Origin of the sequence: Frigidibacter sp. SD6-1, assembly GCF_030143255.1 — a bacterium.
Taxonomy (GTDB): Bacteria; Pseudomonadota; Alphaproteobacteria; order Rhodobacterales; family Rhodobacteraceae; genus TMP-24.
Map to the genome: position 1 here is coordinate 267,981 of NZ_JARJNR010000007.1, position 20,813 is coordinate 288,793.

The 20,813-nt window shown below is 64.2% G+C and carries 19 protein-coding genes and 1 pseudogene; 11 read left to right on the forward strand and 9 right to left on the reverse strand.

The features are described from left to right. Window positions 1-8: 8 nt before the first annotated feature. A complete protein-coding gene (locus P0645_RS14880) occupies window positions 9-326 on the reverse strand; it encodes a hypothetical protein (RefSeq protein WP_284165365.1) in 318 nt (105 codons plus the stop codon). Window positions 327-756: 430 nt separating this feature from the next. Between P0645_RS14880 and P0645_RS14885 the strand changes: the two genes are divergently transcribed. Continuing rightward, a complete protein-coding gene (locus tag P0645_RS14885; RefSeq protein ID WP_284165366.1) occupies window positions 757-1,239 on the forward strand; it encodes a TspO/MBR family protein in 483 nt (160 codons plus the stop codon). Between the two features lie 18 nt (window positions 1,240-1,257). Here P0645_RS14885 and P0645_RS14890 read toward each other — a convergent pair whose 3' ends face one another. Further along, window positions 1,258-1,926, reverse strand: a complete 669-nt coding sequence (locus P0645_RS14890) for a Crp/Fnr family transcriptional regulator (RefSeq protein ID WP_284165367.1) — start codon at window positions 1,924-1,926, stop codon at window positions 1,258-1,260. Between the two features lie 43 nt (window positions 1,927-1,969). Between P0645_RS14890 and P0645_RS14895 the strand changes: the two genes are divergently transcribed. Beyond that, entirely contained in the window at window positions 1,970-2,128 is a 159-nt protein-coding gene (locus P0645_RS14895; protein WP_284165368.1) for a hypothetical protein, read from the forward strand. Here the strand turns inward: P0645_RS14895 and P0645_RS14900 are convergent. Genes P0645_RS14900 through P0645_RS14920 form a run of 5 tightly spaced genes read right to left on the reverse strand, consistent with a single transcriptional unit; the run spans window position 2,118 to window position 8,641 of the window. Then, entirely contained in the window at window positions 2,118-3,575 is a 1,458-nt protein-coding gene (locus P0645_RS14900; protein ID WP_284165369.1) for an amidase, read from the reverse strand. The genes P0645_RS14895 and P0645_RS14900 overlap by 11 nt on opposite strands. A gap of 1 nt (window position 3,576) precedes the next feature. Further along, window positions 3,577-5,253: a dipeptide ABC transporter ATP-binding protein gene (locus tag P0645_RS14905; protein ID WP_284165370.1), complete on the reverse strand. Its 1,677-nt coding sequence runs from the start codon at window positions 5,251-5,253 to the stop codon at window positions 3,577-3,579. 1 nt (window position 5,254) lies between these two features. Continuing rightward, entirely contained in the window at window positions 5,255-6,127 is an 873-nt protein-coding gene (locus tag P0645_RS14910; RefSeq protein ID WP_284165371.1) for an ABC transporter permease, read from the reverse strand. Next, entirely contained in the window at window positions 6,124-7,071 is a 948-nt protein-coding gene (locus P0645_RS14915; RefSeq protein WP_284165372.1) for an ABC transporter permease, read from the reverse strand. Before P0645_RS14915 ends, P0645_RS14910 begins: the two co-directional genes overlap by 4 nt. A gap of 52 nt (window positions 7,072-7,123) precedes the next feature. After that, window positions 7,124-8,641, reverse strand: a complete 1,518-nt coding sequence (locus P0645_RS14920; RefSeq protein ID WP_284165373.1) for an ABC transporter substrate-binding protein — start codon at window positions 8,639-8,641, stop codon at window positions 7,124-7,126. A 100-nt stretch (window positions 8,642-8,741) separates the two neighbouring features. On the opposite strand from P0645_RS14920, the gene P0645_RS14925 reads away from it, so the two are divergent. Further along, a complete protein-coding gene (locus P0645_RS14925; protein WP_284165374.1) occupies window positions 8,742-9,578 on the forward strand; it encodes a helix-turn-helix domain-containing protein in 837 nt (278 codons plus the stop codon). A gap of 405 nt (window positions 9,579-9,983) precedes the next feature. On the opposite strand, the gene P0645_RS14930 is transcribed toward P0645_RS14925, so the two are convergent. Beyond that, window positions 9,984-11,102: an ROK family transcriptional regulator gene (locus P0645_RS14930; protein ID WP_284165375.1), complete on the reverse strand. Its 1,119-nt coding sequence runs from the start codon at window positions 11,100-11,102 to the stop codon at window positions 9,984-9,986. Window positions 11,103-11,254: 152 nt separating this feature from the next. Between P0645_RS14930 and P0645_RS14935 the strand changes: the two genes are divergently transcribed. From P0645_RS14935 to P0645_RS14955, 5 genes are all read left to right on the forward strand, one after another. Next, window positions 11,255-12,262 carry an extracellular solute-binding protein gene (locus tag P0645_RS14935; RefSeq protein ID WP_284165376.1) on the forward strand — a complete coding sequence of 336 codons (1,008 nt, stop codon included), beginning with the start codon at window positions 11,255-11,257 and terminating at the stop codon, window positions 12,260-12,262. A gap of 75 nt (window positions 12,263-12,337) precedes the next feature. After that, a complete protein-coding gene (locus P0645_RS14940; RefSeq protein WP_284165377.1) occupies window positions 12,338-13,330 on the forward strand; it encodes an ABC transporter ATP-binding protein in 993 nt (330 codons plus the stop codon). Then, complete coding sequence (locus P0645_RS14945) at window positions 13,327-15,033, forward strand: ABC transporter permease (protein ID WP_284165378.1); 1,707 nt, start codon at window positions 13,327-13,329, stop codon at window positions 15,031-15,033. Before P0645_RS14940 ends, P0645_RS14945 begins: the two co-directional genes overlap by 4 nt. A 2-nt stretch (window positions 15,034-15,035) precedes the next feature. Further along, a complete protein-coding gene (locus tag P0645_RS14950) occupies window positions 15,036-16,001 on the forward strand; it encodes a glycerophosphodiester phosphodiesterase family protein (RefSeq protein ID WP_284165379.1) in 966 nt (321 codons plus the stop codon). Further along, complete coding sequence (locus P0645_RS14955; RefSeq protein WP_284165380.1) at window positions 15,998-16,756, forward strand: inositol monophosphatase family protein; 759 nt, start codon at window positions 15,998-16,000, stop codon at window positions 16,754-16,756. The genes P0645_RS14950 and P0645_RS14955 overlap by 4 nt, the downstream gene beginning before the upstream one ends. Before the next feature lie 431 nt (window positions 16,757-17,187). Here the strand turns inward: P0645_RS14955 and P0645_RS14960 are convergent. Beyond that, window positions 17,188-18,503 (reverse strand): annotated as a pseudogene (locus P0645_RS14960) (RNA polymerase factor sigma-54). Window positions 18,504-18,847: 344 nt separating this feature from the next. Here P0645_RS14960 and P0645_RS14965 point away from each other — a divergent pair. Genes P0645_RS14965 through P0645_RS14975 form a run of 3 tightly spaced genes read left to right on the forward strand, consistent with a single transcriptional unit; the run spans window position 18,848 to window position 20,789 of the window. Next, window positions 18,848-19,264 carry a hypothetical protein gene (locus tag P0645_RS14965; RefSeq protein WP_284165382.1) on the forward strand — a complete coding sequence of 139 codons (417 nt, stop codon included), beginning with the start codon at window positions 18,848-18,850 and terminating at the stop codon, window positions 19,262-19,264. Next, window positions 19,261-20,241, forward strand: a complete 981-nt coding sequence (locus P0645_RS14970) for a thiamine pyrophosphate-dependent dehydrogenase E1 component subunit alpha (protein ID WP_284165383.1) — start codon at window positions 19,261-19,263, stop codon at window positions 20,239-20,241. Before P0645_RS14965 ends, P0645_RS14970 begins: the two co-directional genes overlap by 4 nt. A gap of 29 nt (window positions 20,242-20,270) precedes the next feature. After that, complete coding sequence (locus P0645_RS14975; protein ID WP_284165384.1) at window positions 20,271-20,789, forward strand: alpha-ketoacid dehydrogenase subunit beta; 519 nt, start codon at window positions 20,271-20,273, stop codon at window positions 20,787-20,789. Window positions 20,790-20,813: the final 24 nt, after the last annotated feature.

Consider the following 20,813-nt stretch of genomic DNA (forward strand, 5'->3'; position numbering starts at 1 on the left):
CCCGCTGATCAACGCAGACTGCTGTTGCCGTCGCCGACGATCGCCAGAACTTCCATCGTCTCGGGGTGCACCTCGTAGACGCGGCCATCGATCCGGTAATAGCGCCAGTAGCCCGTGACGGGTGGCAGGCCATGATATTCGGGATTGAACAACATGGTGGTGCCTTCGGGAATCCGGTCGCCGACCGCAAGGCTTGACGTCACAAGGTTGGCCGGAACGACCGAGACGCAGCGCGCGCCGTCGGTTTCCATGACGCAAAGCGCCTGTGCCCATCCCGGGAAAACCGCGACAGCCGCAACCGCCGCAACCTGACAATGAACGCGCATCCCTTCCTCCATCCGATACCGCCCCTACTTCCGCACAACCCGCAATGCGCGTCCGGGTTCCGGAGGTCGGGGAAGGCGCGAAACCTCAGTGTGCTGCCCCACGGCTTTCGGCCTTCCGTCTCGTGTTCTGCAAATTCGTTCGGCAATGGAACCTGTCAACCACCCTCTCTTCAGATGGCCGAGTTCCGACGCCAGGCGCATTAGACTACGACATAGACGGCTGAGGTTGCGGGCCCGGGCCGCAGCGATTTCCGCCAGGTCAGTGGATCCGCCGGGCCAGGACTGGCCTGCGCCTGTCCTGCCAGACGGTGGGCCGTCTTTGGGCCGGCTTCCGAAATCATTTCGCGGCGGTAAGGTGGAACCGGCACCCGCCACAGGCATTGGAAAGACGCGCACCGACGTCGGCCCCCGCGAACCAAAGGGAACTTTCATGGACAGAACGAACCCCAAGCACTCCTACCTCGCCCTCGCGATCTTCCTTGCAATTGTCATGGGGGGCGGCCTCTTCATTGGCACGCAGACCGCGCCCGGCCCCTGGTACGCCGCGCTGGCCAAACCCTGGTTCAATCCGCCCAACTGGCTCTTCGGCCCGGTCTGGTCCGTGCTCTACCTGCTCATGGCGATCGTGGGCTGGCGCACCTGGCGGCGCGCGCCTGCGGGAACGGCGATGCGCGCCTGGTACGCACAGCTGGTTCTGAACTTCCTCTGGTCGCCCATGTTCTTCCTGGTGCACCGCATTGACGCCGCGCTGGCCATCATCGTGGCTTTGTTCGCAGCCATTGCCGTTCTCTTCTTGGTCAGTTGGCGGCAGGACCGTCCTTCGGCCTGGATGCTCGTGCCCTATGCGCTCTGGGTCGGGTTTGCGACGCTCCTGAATGCGGCGCTCCTGATGCTGAACGGTCCGACGGGCTGAGGCCGCGCCGCCGCGCCTTTATGTCACGTCAAGGTTGTAGGTGCGCGCCAGACGATCGGCATCTTGCAGGGACAGCCGCCCGTCGACCAGTTCCAGGTGCCCCGCGCGCCGCAGCTTTGCGATGGTCTTGTTCATGTGAACCAGTGACAGGCCAAGCGCATCGGCAAGGTCGGCCTGACGGAACGGAAACGCCATCGACGTGCCGCGCAGCATGCCGTGCGTCCGGGCCCGGCTGAACAGAGTGTGCAAGAGCGAGGCGACGGCTTCCTCGGCGGAAAACTGTCCGATCGCCACCATGGCCTTGGTCAGCCGCACCTCTTCATAGGCCATCGCCTGCAGCGACAAGACCACGGCCTCGAACCGCTCGCGCCAGAGCGCGCGCAAATCCCGGCGCTCGATAACGCTGACACCCATGTCTGATCGGGCCTCGGCGCTGTTGAGGAACTGACCGATCAACAGCGCCTGCAGGCCGATGATATCGCCCGGAAACAGAAAGCTGACCACCTGACGGCGCCCGTCCTGCAAGAGGTTCGCGCGCAGGCCCTGTCCAGAGCGCACCAGAAAAACCTGCCGTCCGTCCTGGCCCTCCGAGACGAACGGCGTACCGGCAGGGATCACGAGTTCGTCAGTGGCGATCTCGTGCAGGACTTCAAGAAAGTTCGGGGGCAAGGGAACCAGATTAGGCAAGGTTCGTTCCCGGCGAAAATCTTTCAGTTCTCAGCATCGTGCTATGTCCCAGTTTAAACGGGTCGAGAGTTTTCCGGATATCTGGGCACCTCTCGCGGCGGCCGACAGCGGTCCGTCCGACCGCGTGCAACTGGCCGAAGTGATCCGCACCTGCCGCACCTCGTCCGGCCGACGTTCCGGGCCGGTGCCGGTCAGGCTTTGACGGGCAGACGCGGCCGACGTTCCTCGTGGTCGAGCCAGGGCATGGCCTGTTCAAGAACACTGGCGACGTGGAAGACGCGCGGGTCGTCGAAGGCGCGGGCGGCGATCTGGACGCCCGCAGGCAGGCCGTTCGACGCGATCCCGGCGGGCACGGCCAGGACCGGCAGCCGCGACAGCATGTTGAAGACGGTCTGCAGGTTGCAGTCGTAGTCGCTGTCGAAATCGCGTCCCTGCACGATCATCCGTTCCCAGGGCATCTGTTCGGCGCGGATCTCGTGCGTGGCGAAGGTCGGGCAGATGAAGGCGTAGTAATCCTCCATCATCGGGCCGAAGCGGCTGTAGATGTCGCCCGCCACGTCAAGCGACCAGAGAAACTGGTCGGCGGTGGTTGTGCCGGATCGTTCGGCGTAAAATGCGGTGTAGTCGCAGACCAGATCGGGATGCGCCGCGACTTCGCGCTTCAGGGCCGAGCCCATCAGGTGGTCGAGGTAGTACTTGCAGCCGTCGCGCACATCCGCGCCCCAGCCGAGCGACACTTCCTCGACGACCGCCCCGGCAGCGGCAAGTGCTTCAAGCACCTTCATTGTCTGCGCCGCCACCTCATCGGCCACCACGCCGTTGCCGACATCAAAGGTCCAGGCGATGCGCTTGCCCTTCAGGTCGCCCCAGCCGCCGGTGGGGATCACCATCTTTTCGCGCACGGTGGCGATATCCTGCGGGTGGATGCCCGAGATGACGTTCTGCATCAGCGCCGTGTCGCCCACCGTCCGCGCCATCGGGCCGACATGGCAGTACCAGTCGAGGTTGAAGGGCGGCTCGTCGGGGACGCGGCCATAGGGGGGCTTGTAGCCGACGATACCGTTCGCGCCGGCCGGACCCCGGATCGAGCCGCCGATGTCCGAGCCGGTGGCAAGCGTGGTGGTCCCGGCGGCAAGCGCCGCCCCAGCCCCGCCCGAGGAGCCCGAGCAGGTATATTCGGGGTTCCACGGGTTGCGCGTCACGCCATGAAGCCGCGAGGCGGTGATCCAGGCGCAGCAGAATTCAGGGGTCGTTGTGCGGGCGTGAAAGATCGCGCCTGCCTGTTGCAGCCGGGTGGCGACCGGGTGGGTATGGTCGGCGACATAATCCTTGTAGATCAGCGATCCTTGAGTGTTGCGCTGGCCCCTGACCGGCATCTCGTCCTTCACCGCGACGGTGATCCCTTCCAGCGGCCGCGCGGTTTCGGGCCGCTTTGTCCAGACCTCCTCGGCGCGCCGCGCGGCGGCCATAGCCTCGTCCGCGAAGGTCTCGGTGAAGGCGTTGATCACCGGCTCGACCGCCTCGGCGCGGGCAAGCTGCGCCTCAAGCACCTCGACCGGCGACAGTTTGCCCGCACGGAACAGCCGAAGCTGTTCGGTCGCGGGCATGTAGCAGAGGTCGAGATCGACGGTCGTCGCGCGGGCGGTCATGTCAGGCACTTTCATGGGTTGGAAGGTCGTGATGGGCGGCGGCGATCAGCCGCGCCGTGTAGTCGTGTTCGGGGGCGGCGAAGATGCGGGCGGTCGGGCCGGTTTCGACGATCTGACCTTTCAGCATCACTGCCACCCGGTCGGCCGCATGGCGGACGATGGCCATATTGTGGGTGATGAGCAGGATCGAGAGGCCGAGCCGTTCCTGAAGGTCATTGAGAAGGTTGATAACCTCGCCCTGGACCGAGACATCGAGCCCCGCCGTCGGTTCGTCCGCGACGATCAGCCGGGGAGACATCGCGAGCGCCCGCGCGATGCCGGCACGCCTGGCCTGACCGCCGGACAGCTCGTGCGGATAGCGGTCGGCGAAGCGGCTATCGAGGCCCGCGAGCGTCAGAAGCTCCACCGCCTTCGCGCGTGTGGCCTCGGCGCGGCGACCATGGACGATCAGTGGTTCGACCACCTGTTCGGCCAGCGTCCTGCGCGGCGAGAGCGAGCCTGCCGGGTCCTGGAACATCATCGACACCTCGCCCCGCGCGGCCTGCCAGCCGCCGCGGTCGGCCTTGGTGAGCTCTCGCTCGCCAAGGCGGATCGTGCCCGCATCCGGCCGCACCAGCCCCAGGATCGACCGCGCCACGGACGATTTCCCCGAACCGCTCTCGCCGATCAATGCCAGCGTTTCGCCCTTCGAGATCGAGAAGGAGACCTGCCGGACCGCGTGAATCCTTTCCACCGCTCCGCCGATGGCGGCGGGGAGAAAGCCGCCACGGTGGAAAGTTACAAAAAGATCGGACACCGCCAATATGGGTGATTCCGATCCCTTCACGCGTCCGGCAGGTCCTACCACCGCGGCGGCCGTCGCGGCTGGTGCGTCGGCCATGGTCGGCAACCGCCGGGTGGGTTCGATGATCCGCGCGGGATCGCAGCGCAGCAGCCGCGCGGTATAATCATCTTCGGGTCGGGTGAAGACCTGCGCCACCGACCCGTCCTCGCGAATTTCGCCATCCTTCATCACCATCACCCGGTCGCAAAGCGTGGCGACGGTGCCGAGGTGGTGGCTGACGAAGATCACCGCACAGCCGGTTTCGCGCTGTAGGCGCTTCAGCAGGTCCAGCACCTCGACCTCAAGCGTTGCATCGAGCGCGGTCGTCGGTTCGTCGGCCAGCAGCAGATCGGGGCCCAGCATCAGTGCCATGGCGATGGAGACGCGCTGGCGTTGGCCCCCCGAAAGCTCGTGGGGATACATCTCCATGCGCCGTGCCGGGTCGGGCAGGCTGACCCACTCAAGCGCGTCGATGGCGCGGGCACGCTTTTCCCGGGCGGACCAGGGCTCGCGGTGCAGCACGTCCATCATCTGCTGGCCGATCGTCAGGCCGGGCGCGAGCGAGGTCATCGGGTCCTGCGAGATGTAGGAAATCCGGGTCCCGCGCAGGGCGCGCAGCCGGTCGGGCGGCAGGCGCAGAAGGTCTTCGCTGTCGAACCAGACCTCGCCCGAGTTGATCGCGGCGGTTTCCGGCAGAAGGCGCGTCAGCGCCCAGAGAAGCGTCGACTTGCCCGATCCGCTTTCGCCGACGATGCCGAGCGTTTCGCCCCGCCCCAGCGCGAAGCTGACCCATTTGACCGCCTGAACCGGGCCGAAGCGCACGGCGAGGTTGTCGACCTGAAGAAGCGTGTCCATCTTAGCCCCTCCGCCGCAGTTTCGGGTCGAAGGCGTCGCGCAGGGCCTCCCCCAGAAACGTGAAGCCGAGCGTGGCGAGGATCAGCGGCAACCCGCCCGCGATCACCAGCCAGGGGGTGTGGCCGACATAACGGAAGCCCTGGTCGAGCATCAGGCCCCAGCTGGTCGCGGGCGCCTTCACGCCGACACCGAGGAAGGAAATCCCGGCCTCGGCGGTGATATAGGCGGGGATGTCCATCGAGGCGATGATCAGGATCGGGCCGATGACATTGGGCAGGATGTGGCGCAGCACGATCCGGGCCCGGCCCATGCCCATCGCCCGCAGCGCCTCGACATATTCGGTGGAGGATTGCGCGATGACCGACGATCGCATGACGCGGGCGTAATAGGGAACCGAGGTCGCGACCAGAAGCCCCAGAAGAACCCCCATGCCGCCGCCGAAGATCGGCCCGATGGCAAGGGCGAGGATGATGACCGGATAGGCGCGGACCGTGTCGAAGCCGAGCGTCAGCGCATAATCCAGCCAGCGCGGCCCCATCGCCGCCAGCATCCCCAGAAGCCCTCCGATCATCACCGAAAGCGTGGTGGCGACCAGCGCCACGGTCAGCGCGACCCGCCCGCCCCAGATGGCACGGCTGAGGACGTCGCGGCCCAGTTCGTCGGTGCCGAGCCAATGGGCCGCGCTCGGCCCCTGCAATTTCGCGGGCACATCCAGCGCCGCCGGATCATAGGGCGCGATCCAGGGCGCGAAAAGCGCCGAGAGGATCAGAAGGACCGCGATGGTCAGGCCGAACAGGCCCATCGGATCGCCGAGGAAAGCGCGAAAGCCCCCGGCCGGTTTCACGGCGCTTATCTCTGTGGGCACGGCGCTCATTCCCGGCTCTCCTTGAAACGTGGGTCGATCAGCGCGTTGAGAATGTCGGCCAGCGTGGTGGCCGCGACCAGAAGCGCGGTGGCGGCAAGGACGGCGCCGAGGGTGACGGGATAGTTCCTGAGGATCACCGCATCATACATCAGCTTGCCGATGCCGGGCCGGGCGAAGACGATTTCCGCAAAGACCGCGCTGCCAAGCATGTAGCCTACACCGACGCCAAGGACCGTGATCGTCGGCGCGACGGCGGTCCGCAAGGCATAGCGGTAGACGATTCGCAGTTCCGGCAGCCCAAAGGCGCGGGCATTGCGGATGTAGTTGGCGCTCAGCACCTCGATCATCGAGGCGCGGACGAGGCGGGCGATGTAGCCGACCCAGCCGATGCCGACCGCGATGGCGGGCAGGATCAGGTGGTGCAGCCGCGAGCCCAGGCCCTCGCCCACGCCCGCGCCGATGGCCGGGAGCCAGCCGAGAGCAGCAGAGAAAAGCAGCATCCCGTAGATCGCGATGATCACAGGCGGGACCGAGATCAGGCTGACCGACAAAAGCCCGATCGCCTGGTCGAACAGGCTGTTGCGCCGGACCGCCGCCGCGCAGCCAAGGGGAATGCCAAGCCCGGCGGCAATCAGCAGCGAGGCGAGGATCAGTTCGACCGTATAGGGCGCGTGGGCGGCCAGAACCTCGGTCACCGGACGGCGCGACCGCAGGTCGGTGCCGAGATCGCCGCTGAGGACCGAGCCCACATAGCGGACGATCTGTACCGGCATCGGCTTGTCGAGGCCAAGTTTCTCGGCGAAGGCCGCCTTGATCGCGGGCGTGGCCTTGGGCCCGAGCATGGCCGAGGCCGGATCGCCGGGCGCCGCCTGCACGATGACATAAAGCGTCGAGATGGCGAGCAGAAGCACGGCGCAGCCAAGCGCGATCCGCCGCAGGATATAGCCGAACATGAAGGGGCTCCGGTCAGGTCGGGGGGCGGGGTTGCCCGCCCCGTTCTGTCGATCAGTTCGCCGCTTTGGCGAAAGCGCCGAAGATCGGGCGGCCATCGGGCAGGCTACCCGGGACGATGCTGTCGCGCCACAGGACCGTCAGCGGCTCATGCGTGAGGAAGAGGAAATCGCCGCTTTCCTCCAGCATGTCCTGAAGCTGGACATAGATCGCGGCCCGTTCGCCTTCGTCCATCGTCTCGCGCGCCTTTTCCACCAGCGCGTCATAGTCGGGGTTTGCAAGGCCCTCCCAGTTCCAGATGCCGACCTGGTCCGAGATGAAATATTGCAGCGTGTAAAGGCCGTCCGGGTTGCCGAACCAGCTTTTCACATGCAGTTGCAGATCCTTCGCGCGTTCCTCGTCCACGGCCCAGAACGTGCCTTCGTCCTGACCGTTCAATTCGACCGTCAGACCGATCTCGGCCAGGTTCGCCTGCATGATCTGGGCGATGGCCGCGCGGTTGGCGTTGTTGACATAGTCGAGCCGGATCACCGTGCCCTCGGCGCCGGCCTCGGCGATCAGGGCCTTCGCGCCCTCGACATCGCGTTCGATCAGCTTGCCTTCGCGGTAGCCGGGAAGGCCGGGGGCGACGATGCCGGGCGCCTGCTTGGCATGTCCGTTCGAGGTGGCCTGAAGGATCGTCGGAATGTCGATGGCCTTCTGGATCGCATGACGGACGCGGATATCAGCAAGCGCGGGATGGGTCTCGGAAATCCCCAGCCACAGCGGGTCGATGGACTGTTTCAGCGCCACCTTGCCGCCGCGCGGCGGATTGGCGGCCCAGCCGTCATATTCCAGCGCCGAGACGCCAAAGACGTAATCGACTTCGCCCGCCTCGAACGCCACGCGCGAGGCATTGTCGTCGGGGATGGAAATCAGCTCGATTTCATCGAATGCGCCCGGAGTGCCGGTCCAGTCGGGGTCCTTCTCCAGCACCATCGGCTGGCCCGGCTCGAAGCTCTTGAACCGGTAAGGGCCGGTCGTGGCGGCCGGTGTCGCCTCGAAATAGCCGCCCGCCGCCTCGGCCGCGGCCTTCGATACGATGGCGCCGGTGCCATAGGTCATCGTCGCCGACCAGAAGCTGGGCGAAGGCTTGGCCAGATGGATGATGCCGGTATATTTGCCGGTCACCTCGACATCAGTCAGCAGCGCATATTCCGGGGCCAGCGCGCTTTCGAGTTCCGGATTGGCGTGGCGTTCGTAGGAATATTCCACATCCTCCGCCGTCAGTTCGCCATAGCCGCCCGACCACATGATGCCCGGTTTCAGCTCGAACGCGATGTTGGCCGGGTCGGACAGGTCGACCGATTTGGCCGCGTCCAGTTCGACCTTCCATTCCTCGCCCGCCACATATTTGGCCAGACGGGGGTAAAGATTGTCGATCAGCACCCATTCGGAAGTCGACCCCGCATAGGCCGGGTCGAGATAGCCGGGATCGGCAGGAATCGCGATGCGCAGCGTTTCGGCCGATGCCGCGAGCGGGAGGATGGTGGCCAAAGCCGTCGAAATCAACAGGCGAACGTGGCGGGTCATGGGTCGCTCCCTCTTCATGATCGGTAGTAAGAGAGCATAGGGGTCGACCGGACGGCACGGAACGTTGAATCGTCAGCAGGTTTTATGCTAGATGACCCCAATGAGCATAAATTTGCATAATGTCGACAGCAGCCTCCCGCAGAATCTCAGGCTCCTGTGCAGCTACGGGCGCTCGGCATCGGAAATCTGTCGACGACTTGGCCTGAACCGTCAGCAGATGAACAAGTATCTGAGCGGCCACACCCGGCCGTCGTTGTCCACCCTGCGGCGAATCTGCGATTTCTTCGGCGTGGACGAGGCGGAAATTCTCATGCCGCCGCGCGATTTCGCCACTCTTGTCCGCCTCAGGCCGCCGCGCCTTGGCCCGGTGCAGGACCGGTTCGCGGCGCAGCTTGACCGCCTTGTCGATCACCGAACCGCCTCGGCCCAGCTTCTGGAACGGCATGAGGGCTATTATCACGTACACTTCAGCCCCGATCCGGACCGGGACTACATCCTGCGCGCCCTGTGCCATCTTTACCGCGCTGACAATAGATGGCTGTCGAAGACCATCGAACGGCATGGCGAAGAGGAATTCGCCGTTCCTTCCCCGCTGCGGTTCAATGGCATCGCGATAGAGGCGCATAACCGCCTGATCATCCATGAACGGGAAGCCGGCATGGGTCGCGGCTTCTGGTCGACCATGCTCATCGCCTCGGAATATGCCGCGCCGACATTCCTGCCGGGCCTCGTTCTCGGCATCACGCCGGAAGGATCACATGATATCGTTGCGACCCGTGTCGTGTGGCAGTTTCTTGGCCGCGATCCGGATCTTCGCGAGGCTTTGCGCGGTTGCGGTGTCTATGCGTACGACAGCCCGGACGTTGCAGAATATGTACGCCGCTCCTGGGCTGCCGACGCGCATCTGGGACAGCGCATACTGACCGCATCCTACTGAGAACCTTCTGCCTCGACCTTCTGGATCGGTTGCGACGGCGTCGAAGCGGACCACGGAAATCGCCCGCGCCGCAATCTTCTGATCCCGGCCCATGTAAGTCCAAGCTACCCCGCCCCGATGACGGCGCCAATCTTTGGTTTCACGAAACAGGCGACAGGATCGTTCCGGACGAGCTATGACCCGGCGGCCGGAACGGTCGGCGTGCTGTTCCTTGTCGCACTCATGCTTCGTGGCCGAGAGCATTGAACCGGTTGATGTGGGCGATGCGGGTGGGGATTTCGCAGGTCTGGCGGTCGGGCCTTGTGACGCGATCCCGATCCGGCATCCATCCTGCTTGCGATTGCCAGGGCGGAAACCCTGCAGCGCGACCTGCGCGCGTTTCGGGGCCGAGCGCGGCGGGGATCATCAGGCCAGGGCGGTCGAACCGGGAAAGAATCGTTCGAAGAACGGAATGCTGGCAGCGCCGATCGGCCCGTTGAGGTCGCCAAGCGGTGACGCGGTGACGGGCGGTATCGTCAGGCCGCGCGAGGGACCATCTATCGCACGCCCATTCAGGGCCAAGGCGATCCGCTCTGGGATCGGGGTGGGCAGGGCGCCGCCCAGAACGATCAGCTGGGGGTCGAACAGGCCGCTGATCAGCCTGACCGCCTGCTCGATCTGTGTGCTGGCCCGCGCAATCCATGCGTCGGCCCGCGCCTCGCTTTCGGCAGACAAAGTGCCTTCGGCGAGCTGTTGCCTGAACCGCCGTCCGGTCAATCCAAGCGTTGCCTCGTAGTCCTGAAGGGTCGGGCGGTGACCGTCATAGGGAAACAGCGCACCTGGCAGGCAGGCATTCCCGTGAGCGCCGCGATAGGGCCTGCCATCCAGCACCGCCCCGCCGCCAAGCCCGTAACCGATATGCAGCAGGAACAGGTACTCCACCCCATGCCGACCAAACAGGTATTCACCCAAGGCGACCGCGGTGCCGTCGTTCTCTAGATAGATATCCCAATCGGTTTCCCGGCTCAGCGCCTCCTGGATTGCGTGACCGTCAAGCAGGGGGAAAACCTCATGCGCCTTGATCTGGTCGCGGGCAGTGCCGAAGTTGCCAGGCAACCCGAGACCGATTCCCAGGAATTTCTGGTCTTTCGGCTTGGTGTTGGCGAGGAATTCGGCGGTCGTGCCGCCGATCACCTCGATCAGCGCCGCGGCCGAAAGGTTGGACCAGGGGATCGAGCGCTGCGCCAGGATCTCGCCGGTGAGGTTGATGAACACGGCCTCGATGCTTTCGGACAGGATGTAGAAGCCCGCGGAACAGAAACGTTCACGCTGAAGCGCCAGCTGCTTTTTTGGCTGCCCCCGTTTTCTGTCGCCTTCCTTCTGGACGGTTTCCGTGAGTACCTTTTCGTCCAGCAAGCCCGAGACAAGCCGCGTTACGCTGGCCCCGGTCAGGTCGATGGCCTGGGCAAGGTCGACCCTCGCGATTCCCTGGTTGCGATAGACCAGATCGACGATGCGCCGTTCATTCTTGGAGAGGAGCCGCATTGAAGCACCCAAAAGCCGTTCATTCTGTTCGGTTTATCTTGTCATCATTTTTTTACTTTACACAAAGTAATTTAAAAAGGATGCTGTGAGACATGGTTGCTGATGGCAATGGCCTTCGCATGGCAGCACCAGTGCAACAGGAGGAGAGACTGATGACACTCAAGGGAATCTTCACCGCAATTTCCGTCTCCGCCGTTCTGTCCGGGTCGGCGGCCTGGGCGGAGCCGCTGACGATCTATTCGCCGCAGGGCGAGGAGCGCGCCGTCTGGATCACCGAGCAGGCCAAGGCGGCAGGGCACGACATCACCATCCTGTCGGCAGGCGGCAGCGAACTGTTCGACCGGATTCTCGCGGAAAGGGCCAATCCGCAGGCCGACGTGGTCCTCGGGCTGATCGACGCGTCGATGGCGACGCTCAAGTCAGAGGGGCTTTTCGAAGCCCATGTGCCGACATGGGCAGAGGGTCTGCCCGCCGTCTATCGCGACGATACCGATCATATGGTTTACAAGTTCTGGCAGACGCCGATCGTCGTGGCTTACAATGCCGATGTGATGACCGCGGACGCGGCCCCTCACAGCTGGCTCGATCTGATCAAGCCGGAGTACAAGGGAAAGTACGTTATCGGCTCGACTGCCTGGCAGACCACCAGGTCCTTCCTGGTCGGGATGCTGGTGCGGTTTTCCGACGAGAACGGCGAGATCACCGACGTAGGTTGGGATTTCATGTCGAAGCTTTATGAGAACGCGATCGTCGTCGACAGTGGCGATGCGCTGACCGCGGCTTTCGTCAACGGTGAGGCGGTCATCAACCTGAATTGGTTCGGAGGCGTCGGCAAACTGGCCGAAAGCGTCGGCTTCACGCCGGGCATTGTCGATACGGAGGGTGGCACGCCCTTCATTTCCGAGGGCGTCGCCATCATGAAGGGCACCGACCAGCCTGACCAGGCGAAGGCCTTCGTTGACTGGTTCGGAAGCCCCGAGGTCATGTCTGCCTATGCGACCGAGTTCGGTCAGGTGCCGGTGCATCCCGCTGCCATCGCAATGTCGCCAGAAACGGTTCAGGCCAACGCGACCCTGCTGACGCCGCAGGACATCGACTGGGATGCGGTCGCGCCGAAGATCGATGGCTGGATCCAGAAGATCGAGCTTGAGATCAAGTAGGACCGGTGCGCTGTTGCCAGAACGCTCGGGCGCGGCCCTACCGCTGCGCCCGAGCGGCAGGACAAAGGGACGACGATGATTTCTCTGGACAACGTAAGTATCAGGTACGGCGCGATCGAAGTGGTCAAGCCACTGTCGCTGGAGATCGCCTCGGGCGAGTTCTTCACCTTGCTCGGGCCCTCGGGCTGCGGGAAAACCACGATCCTGCGCGCCATCGCGGGTTTCGTGCCGGTGGCCGAAGGGCGCATTCTGATCGCTGACCGCGATGTCACCGACCTGCCGGCCGAGAAGCGCGATGTCGGGATCGTTTTCCAGAACTACGCCCTGTTTCCGCACATGACCGTGAGGGAGAACGTGGCATTCGGCCTGCGCGTGGCGCGAAGGTCCAAGGCGCAGATCGCGGCGGATGTCGACAAGATCCTCGACGTTACCGGCATCGCCGCGCATGGCGACAAGAAGCCGGCCGCCCTGTCGGGCGGTCAGCAGCAACGTGTCGCCATAGCAAGGTCTTTGGTGATGGGCACGCGCGTGCTGTTGTTCGACGAACCGCTCTCGAACCTTGACGCGAAGATCCGCGACGACATGCGCCGCGAGATCAAGGCATTGCAGCGCGAACTGGGATTTACCGCGGTGTTCGTCACCCATGACCAGGAAGAGGCCCTGTCGATGTCCGACAGGCTTCTGGTCTTCAACGCGGGTCAGGTCGAACAGATCGGCACCGCACGGCAGCTTTATGAAAGCCCTGCGACACCTTTCGTCTGCCAGTTCGTCGGCAGCGCCAACCTGCTTGGGCCGGTCCTTTCGGCGCGGCTGGGCGTGAACGGCCAGGGCTATCTGAGGCCCGAGCACATCCGCATCGTGCCGAACGACGCCCCGGATGCGCTGGACGCGCAGGTCGAGGACGTGGATTATGTCGGGCCCCTGACCCGTGTCTATCTGCGGGTGGCGGGCGAAGCGATCCAGCTTCAGGCCTTCAGCAGCGCCGCGATAGCGGATCTCGCGCCGGGGCAATCCGTGTCACTCCAGATCGATCGTGACCGCATCAATCTGTTCGGGGTGGCGGCATGAGGGCGCACTTACAGGATTTCCGCCGATCGCCTGTTCAAGCGGTGCTTTTCCTGGTCGTTCTCTGGCTTGCGGCGAGTTTTATCTACGGTCCGATCTGGTCGGTGCTCAGGTTCGCATTCGCGCCCGAGGGCAAGCCGGGCCTTGGCGCGGCCGCCGAACTGGCGGCCTCGCGCCGCGTCATCACGGCGATCTGGAATACACTTGTCGTGACCGGGCTCTCGATCATCACGGTGAATGTCGTCGGACTCTTTCAGGTCGCAGTGCTCGAATATCTCAAGGTGCCCGGCCGCGGCTTCCTGCGCTTTGCCTATTCCACGCCTCTCATCTTCGTTTCGGTCGCCGCCGCCACGGGCTACGGTTTTGTCTACGGGCCGACCGGTGCGCTGACCCGGATCATCCAGAGCATCTACCCCGCATTGCCGAACGACTGGTTCTCGGGCACGTTTGCCGTGGTCTTTGCGCACAGCTTCCTGCTGACCAGTTTTCATTTCCTGTTCCTGCGCGCAGCGATCCGGCGTGTCGACTATGCGACGGTCGAAGCCGCGCGCAGCCTGGGCGCCTCTAACATGCGGGCCTTTCTGCAGGTCGTGTTGCCGGTGCTCCTGCCGACGATATTCGCCACGACGCTGCTCGTCACCTACAAGTCCCTGGGCTCTTTCTCGATCCCGGCTGTGCTTGGCGGACAGCGTTTCGACATGGTGTCCGAGCTTATCCTGACGCTGAATTCGCTGCGCCGGCCCGACATGGCCGCGATGCTCTCGATCGGGCTTGGCGCGGCGGTGATCCTGTGTATCGTCGCCATGCAGTACATCGAACGGCGCGGCAGCTTCATCGGTGGCGCGAAGACGCCGGTACCGATCGAGCGCGTCCGGATCGCCAGCCCGCCGATGCGAACGCTGGTGACCGGGCTGGCCTATCTGGTGGCGCTGATCCAGCTGGTGCCGATCGTGCTTGTGGTCCTGTTTTCCTTCGCACCGGCCAGGTCCATCGGCACAGAGGTGCTGCCCTCGACCCTGACGCTGAAAAACTACGTCACGGTCTTTTCGCAGGACACCGCCTTCGTCCCGCTCAGAAACTCGATCCTGATGGCACTGGCGGCGATCGCGGCCGGTATCCTGATTTCGCTGTTCGTCGTCGCCATGGCGCAGCGCGTGAAGGGTGCGGTCAGCAACGCGCTTGACCTGACATTCATGATCCCATGGATCCTGCCCGCGCCCTTCGTTGCGATCGGACTGATCCTGACCTATGACGAGCCCAGCCAGCTGGTCTTCGGCGCGACGTTGCTTGGCGGGTTCTGGATCCTGCCCATCGGCTATGCGATCGTTGCCATACCGATGATGATCCGGTTTCTTCGCGCGGCTTTCCTGTCGCTGGACCCGGCTCTGAACGAGGCGGCGCAATCGCTGGGCGCCCCCGCCTATTACCGGTTCTTCCGCGTCACCCTGCCCATCGTCCTGCCGGTCATCGTGCTGGTTTCGGGCATGACGCTGAATTCCCTGATGAGCGAATATTCGATGTCCGCGTTCCTGTTCAACGTGAACAACAAGCCGCTTTCCATCGCACTGTTCGAGGGCGCCCGATCCACCAACCCGGAACTGGCAGCGATCAACATGGTCTATATCGTCCTGATCATGGCCTTCTCGCTTCTCACCATCACGCTTGCGGACAGATACGGCCTGGGCAACGGGCAGGAGAAACGCTGATCATGAGCACTTTTGATCCACGGCAACTGCACGAACGGTTCCGCGACCCGAACGGCACGCCGGGAGAGGTCTTCGTCACCGCGCATCGTGGCGATTTCCTGTCCTGCGGAAAGGTCGTGACGGCGGAGAATTCGGTGCGCGCGGTCGAGCGGGCGCGCGACCTCGGCGTCGACATGGTCGAGGTCGACGTCCACCGGATCGCGGACGGGTCGCTGGTCGTGATCCATGACCGCACGCTGGAACGTACGACCGATGCGACCGGCGAGGTTGCCGCCCTGACGAGGTCCGACCTGCGCGCTATCGAACTGGTCCACCCGACCACGCGCGCGCCGCTTGGCTGTCACATTCCATCGCTGGAAGCGGTCTTTGCCGCGCTCGGACCGCAGATGATGATCAACGTGGAACTGAAATCCGGGGTCGAGCTGCTGACCGACGTGGCGACGCTGGCCGAAAGATGCGGCGTCTCTGCGCAGGTCACGGTCAAGACGAACCTTCGCGATGGCACCGACTTCACCACGATCCGCAAGATGATCGACGCCTGCACGGCGCCTGTCGACGTCATCCCGGTGATCATCGACAGCGCGGACGGTTTCGAAGGCTTCGAACGTGCGGTGCGTATCCTCAGGCCCAATTGCGTGGAATGCGTGGTCGACTATGAATTCGGCGCGGATGACGGCTACAGCCTGCTGGCCCGGCGGGGGATGACACTGGACGGCGGCGTGCTGTTCTCGCCCCGCGCGCGGCGGCTGGCGGTCGAACACAACGTCCGGCTGTTCGTCAACACGCTGTATGTAAACCCGGTGACCAACGGCAATCATCAATGGAACGGCGGGCGCAGCTGTGAACTTGGACGCGTCGTTCCGGACGCGGTCTACGGTTTCTGGATCGCCCATGGCGCAACGGTCATCCAGACCGACGAAGCGCCCTTCGTTCTGGCCTGGCTGCGCGCGGCGGGGTTTCACTCATGACGATTGCAGAAACCGCCCTTGGTGCGACCGATCTGTCGACACTTGCCGACATCATTGATGAGGCCGGCCGTCTGGCGATGGGCTTCTTCGAAGACCAGCATGCGCGGACCGTGACGGTCAAATCGCCGCTGGATTACGTCTCGGACGCGGATCATGCGGTCGAACAGTTCATTCGTGATCGTCTGATGATCGAGTTTCCGGGCGTTCCGGTGATCGGGGAAGAGCTTGGCGGAAATCCGTCCCGGCGATACTGGAGCGTCGATCCGATCGACGGAACGGCCAACTTCCTGTCCGGCCTGCCGTTCTGGGCCATATCCATCGGCCTCGTCGAAGACGGGGTTCCGGTCGCAGGATCGGTCCACGCGCCCGCGCTGCGGATCAGCGCCAGCGGATCGGCGGGTCAGGGGCTTTGTTCAACCGGTCTGTCGGCGAAATCCGCGCCCGCCCGGCCCAATTGCTTCGCGGTCGGAAGAAACAGCGCCTGGACCTCCCGCGACCGGTGCGCAACGGAAGATCGCGTGACGTCAGAGGGCTATAACATCGTCGGCTACGGATCCTGCGCGCTTTCGCTGATGCTCGTGGCGGCCGGACGGCTTGGTGGCTACATCGAACGATCGGTTTCGGGGATGTGGGACTGCGCGGGCGGTGCGGCGCTTTGCAAGGCGGCCGGAGTGAAAGTGCGTCTGGATGTTGAACCGGGGGGCGCCGTCGATGTCGAGGCCCGTCTTACCCCGTTGTTTGAGCCCACGGTTTGAGGGCGTGATCCCGACTTTCCACCGGAAGAATGCCTTACCGGCCAGATTCTGGCAAAGGGCATCACGGCGGCGGCAGCGAACCGGGACCGGGGGGTGAGGTCGACAAGCATCTGAGCGACGCCCTGCTCGTGCGCCCCTGTCGGCGCGTTCGCAGGGGGAGGCCGAAAGGGCGGAACCGGGAGGACTGAACACAGGACCGCTGCGCCACCTCGCCTTCGAGGCCGCTCGTCCGCATCGCCTCGTCGTTCGGCAGTTCGATGCGAAAGCGGTCGCGCGCATTGCCGAACTATCTCCGCCGCAGAGCCGCCGCACGCACAAAGGTAGCCGCCTGGCACAGGATCGGATCGTTCCGCGACCAGTTCGCCCCAAAGCAATGCGCGAACGACATCCGGACCTCGGGATACGGTTCGTATCAAGCCATCGCGTCCCGATCACACCCCACCATCGGCCCTGCGGCCATATGCACCCGGGATACCGAGAAACTGGCGATACTTTGCGACAGTGCGCCGCGAAATCGGCAGCCTTGCCTTGTCGAGTTGTCTTGCCAGCGCCTCGTCCGAAAGGGGGCGTCGCGGGTCCTCGGTCTCGACGAGCAGGCGCAGCCTGTTCAAGAGATGGTCGCGTGTCCGTTCGGGGCATCGTCGCTGACCGGGCGTGCCAGAAAGTGCCCGGCGGGGAGAATGCCGAGCTCGGTGCTGATCCTGCAATTGGACAGCGCCCGGCTGATCGTGCTTTTATTGACGCCGATCCTGTCGGCAAGTTGCGCCATGGTCAGGGGCAGCTTGTCGTGCAAGCGCCCGGTCCGGATGTACTTGGGCTGATGGTCGGCGATGGCCTGACCGGCCGCGAGCAAGGTGTTGGCGCGCTTCTGCATGGCGCGCACCATGGAGGCGGCCCCGCGATAGCGATCGCGGTAATAGCTTTGTGCGTGGGCATCGGCTTCGGCAGCCATTGTCGTGGAGAAAAGCGCGTCATCGGTCAAAAGCCGGGGCAGGGCCGCTTCGTTCAGCGATGCAGAACAGCTGCCGTCGGAATTTGCGCTGATGATCAGTTCGGGCTGACCCGTCGGCAGCAGGTCATGGGACTGGCGGGCCAGAGGGCTTGGGTTGAGCGAACGGATATCGCCGGCCGTGCAAATCCCATCGATATCCTGACGCGCGATCAGGTCGAGCCGACCAAGAAGCCTTTCGATCAACGGGTCGAACCGGTTCTTCGCCTGCAATTGCAGCCGGAAGCTGTCGGCAAGCGACCAGGCAAAAATGCCCGCGGGTTCCACGCTTTCCTGAAGGATCGGCAGAAGCGCGCCAAGCTCTGTCTGGCTGCACTTCAGGTACCCCGCCGTCTCTTCAGGGCTGTCGGGCAGAAAGCCGCGCTCGTCGAGACTGTGCACCAGGTCTTGCGCCAGCCGGTTTTGCCGGGGCGACAGGCGGATGAGGGAGATTTGCCGCAGCAGATCATCGGTCGCACTTTCCGAGTGCGCACCTCCGGGGCGATCTGCCTCGCCGCCGCCGCCGCCGGACAGGGTCGGGGAGACAGCCCGCAGAAAACTGTTGCGGCCCTGCTCGCGCCGGATCGCATGCAACGCTTCGTCGCCATCCATCGCCAGGAGCGAGAGAGAGGTCCGCATGGACTGCGTCAGGGAGAGTTTCTGTATCTGGGTCTGGCGCTGAACCTGCTGCACATCTTGTCCTGGCCCGATGCGATAAGGTCTTCCCGCACCCATGAAGTCACCCGGCATTCTTGGCATCAAGGTTGCGTGCGGTCAAACGCCAGGACCGGGCGGGAAATCACGGCGAGAATGCCCGGGGCCCTCGGCGGATTGGCTGCCGCATCGCCTCTCAGGGGCCGCTTTGCGCTCAAGGGCGATGCGATCAGAGCGCCTGTTCACCTTTCTTCCGCAGGGGCGCTGCGTTTTCAACCCGCACGGGCGATCAGCGGCGCGGCTGCGCGCGGTGACCCGAGCGGGCGATGCAGCCGGTGACAATCGTCGTCTGAATGACCGCCGCCAGGCTTCCGGTCCTGGGCTGCACACCCGCGCCCAGACCTATTTGGCACGGTCGTTGCTTATTGGGTCGAAAGGAGACCGCCTTCATGACCAAAGTCGGCATCATCGCCAATCCCGTCTCGGCCCGCGGCATCCGGCGGATCGTCAGCCATGCGGGCAATCTGCCGATCAACGACCGCGCGAATATCGTGTTGCGGATGCTGACGGGGCTGATGGCGCCCATCGCCCCGGGCCTGATCGAAGAGGTCGGCATCGGTGGGGTCGAGAAGGTTCTGCCCGACACGGTCTATCTGCCCAGCGTCTCGGCCGGGTCCTTCGCGCTGGATGGCGAGCGCGAGCTGACCTTCAGCGAAACCTGCGATGTCAGCATCCGGCTTCAGACCGATGCGTTTCGCACCGTCAACGTGCCCGATTGCATGGCCTATGCGGCCCGGCACGGGCTTCTCACCCGTGCAGCATCCGAGGCGCTGCACTCTGCTCAGCCAAAAGGGAGGATCACATGAGCAACCCGTTCCCACTGGAAAAAGACGGGCTTTTGCAAGCCTATCGCCGGATGAAGACGATCCGCGAATTCGAAGAGCGCCTGCATGTCGATTTCGGCCGCGGCGACATTCCCGGCTTCGTCCACCTCTATGCGGGCGAAGAGGCCGCGGGCGTCGGCATCATGATGCATCTTAAGGATCATGACCGCATCGCCTCGACCCACCGGGGCCACGGCCACTGCATCGCCAAGGGCGTGGATGTGAAAGGCATGATGGCCGAGATCTATGGCAAGGCGACCGGGTCCTGCGCGGGCAAGGGTGGGTCGATGCATATCGCCGACCTGTCCAAGGGCATGATGGGCGCGAACGGCATCCTTGGCGCCGGTGCGCCGCTCGTGTGCGGTGCGGCTCTGGCGGCGCAGAAGCTCGGCCATGACGGGGTGGCGATCACCTTCTTCGGCGATGGCGCCTCGAACCAGGGCACGGTGCTGGAATCGATGAACCTGGCCGCGATCTGGGACCTTCCCGCGATCTTCGTCGTGGAAAACAACGGCTATGCCGAATCGACCAGCGTTGACTATGCGGTCGCCTCCGACAGCTATGTCGACCGTGCGACTGGGTTCGGCATGCCGGGCATCACGGTGGATGGCACCGATTTCTTTGCCGTCTATGAAGCTGCGGGCGAGGTCGTGAAGCGCGCCCGCGAAGGCGGCGGTCCGACGCTTCTGGAATGCAAGATGATCCGCTTCTTCGGCCATTTCGAGGGCGACGCCCAGACCTATCGCGCCCCGGGCGAGAACGAGGACAACCGCAAGAACCGCGACTGCCTCAAGATCTTCCGCGCCAAGGTGACCGAGGCCGGTGTTCTGACCAACGCCGAGCTGGACGCCATCGACGCCGAGGTTGCGACCCTGATCGAGGACGCGGTGCGCGAGGCGAAGGCAGCACCCCTGCCCACCCCCGCAGAACTGACCACCGATGTGTACGTGTCCTACTGACACGCGCTGACACGAGAAAGGAGAGAAAAATGGCACGTACATTGAGCATGAAAGACGCGATCAACGAGGCGCTGGATCAGGAGATGAGCCGCGACCCCACGGTGATCATGATGGGCGAGGATATCGTCGGCGGCGCGGGTGCTGCGGGCGAGGATGACGCCTGGGGCGGGGTTCTGGGGGTCTCCAAGGGGCTGTACCACAAGCACCCCAAGCAGATGATCGACACGCCGCTTTCCGAAAGCGCCTATGTCGGCGCGGCGATTGGTGCGGCGACCTGCGGGTTGCGCCCCGTGGCGGAACTGATGTTCATCGACTTCATGGGCGTCTGTCTGGACCAGATCTACAACCAGGCGGCCAAGTTCCGTTATATGTTCGGCGGCAAGGCGGAAACGCCGGTGGTGATCCGCGCGATGTGTGGCGCGGGCTTCCGCGCGGCGGCCCAGCACAGCCAGATGCTGACCCCGATCTTCACCCATATCCCGGGGCTGAAGGTCGTCTGCCCTTCGAATGCTGACCTGCCACGGGATTTTTCCTCCATTAGGAACTAGAGTCCGACCCAACGAAGGGACGGA

Excerpts from the sequence above, each read along its gene's own strand:
- P0645_RS14975 (WP_284165384.1), top strand. The coding sequence starts at position 20,271 with ATGGCACGTACATTGAGCATGAAAGACGCGATCAACGAGGCGCTGGAT.
- P0645_RS14940 (WP_284165377.1), top strand. The coding sequence starts at position 12,338 with ATGATTTCTCTGGACAACGTAAGTATCAGGTACGGCGCGATCGAAGTG.
- P0645_RS14955 (WP_284165380.1), top strand. The coding sequence starts at position 15,998 with ATGACGATTGCAGAAACCGCCCTTGGTGCGACCGATCTGTCGACACTT.
- P0645_RS14965 (WP_284165382.1), top strand. The coding sequence starts at position 18,848 with ATGACCAAAGTCGGCATCATCGCCAATCCCGTCTCGGCCCGCGGCATC.
- P0645_RS14945 (WP_284165378.1), top strand. The coding sequence starts at position 13,327 with ATGAGGGCGCACTTACAGGATTTCCGCCGATCGCCTGTTCAAGCGGTG.
- P0645_RS14935 (WP_284165376.1), top strand. The coding sequence starts at position 11,255 with ATGACACTCAAGGGAATCTTCACCGCAATTTCCGTCTCCGCCGTTCTG.
- P0645_RS14970 (WP_284165383.1), top strand. The coding sequence starts at position 19,261 with ATGAGCAACCCGTTCCCACTGGAAAAAGACGGGCTTTTGCAAGCCTAT.
- P0645_RS14950 (WP_284165379.1), top strand. The coding sequence starts at position 15,036 with ATGAGCACTTTTGATCCACGGCAACTGCACGAACGGTTCCGCGACCCG.
- P0645_RS14895 (WP_284165368.1), top strand. The coding sequence starts at position 1,970 with ATGTCCCAGTTTAAACGGGTCGAGAGTTTTCCGGATATCTGGGCACCT.
- P0645_RS14915 (WP_284165372.1), bottom strand. The coding sequence starts at position 7,071 with ATGTTCGGCTATATCCTGCGGCGGATCGCGCTTGGCTGCGCCGTGCTT.
- P0645_RS14885 (WP_284165366.1), top strand. The coding sequence starts at position 757 with ATGGACAGAACGAACCCCAAGCACTCCTACCTCGCCCTCGCGATCTTC.
- P0645_RS14925 (WP_284165374.1), top strand. The coding sequence starts at position 8,742 with ATGAGCATAAATTTGCATAATGTCGACAGCAGCCTCCCGCAGAATCTC.
- P0645_RS14930 (WP_284165375.1), bottom strand. The coding sequence starts at position 11,102 with ATGCGGCTCCTCTCCAAGAATGAACGGCGCATCGTCGATCTGGTCTAT.
- P0645_RS14920 (WP_284165373.1), bottom strand. The coding sequence starts at position 8,641 with ATGACCCGCCACGTTCGCCTGTTGATTTCGACGGCTTTGGCCACCATC.
- P0645_RS14905 (WP_284165370.1), bottom strand. The coding sequence starts at position 5,253 with ATGGACACGCTTCTTCAGGTCGACAACCTCGCCGTGCGCTTCGGCCCG.
- P0645_RS14910 (WP_284165371.1), bottom strand. The coding sequence starts at position 6,127 with ATGAGCGCCGTGCCCACAGAGATAAGCGCCGTGAAACCGGCCGGGGGC.
- P0645_RS14900 (WP_284165369.1), bottom strand. The coding sequence starts at position 3,575 with ATGACCGCCCGCGCGACGACCGTCGATCTCGACCTCTGCTACATGCCC.
- P0645_RS14880 (WP_284165365.1), bottom strand. The coding sequence starts at position 326 with ATGCGCGTTCATTGTCAGGTTGCGGCGGTTGCGGCTGTCGCGGTTTTC.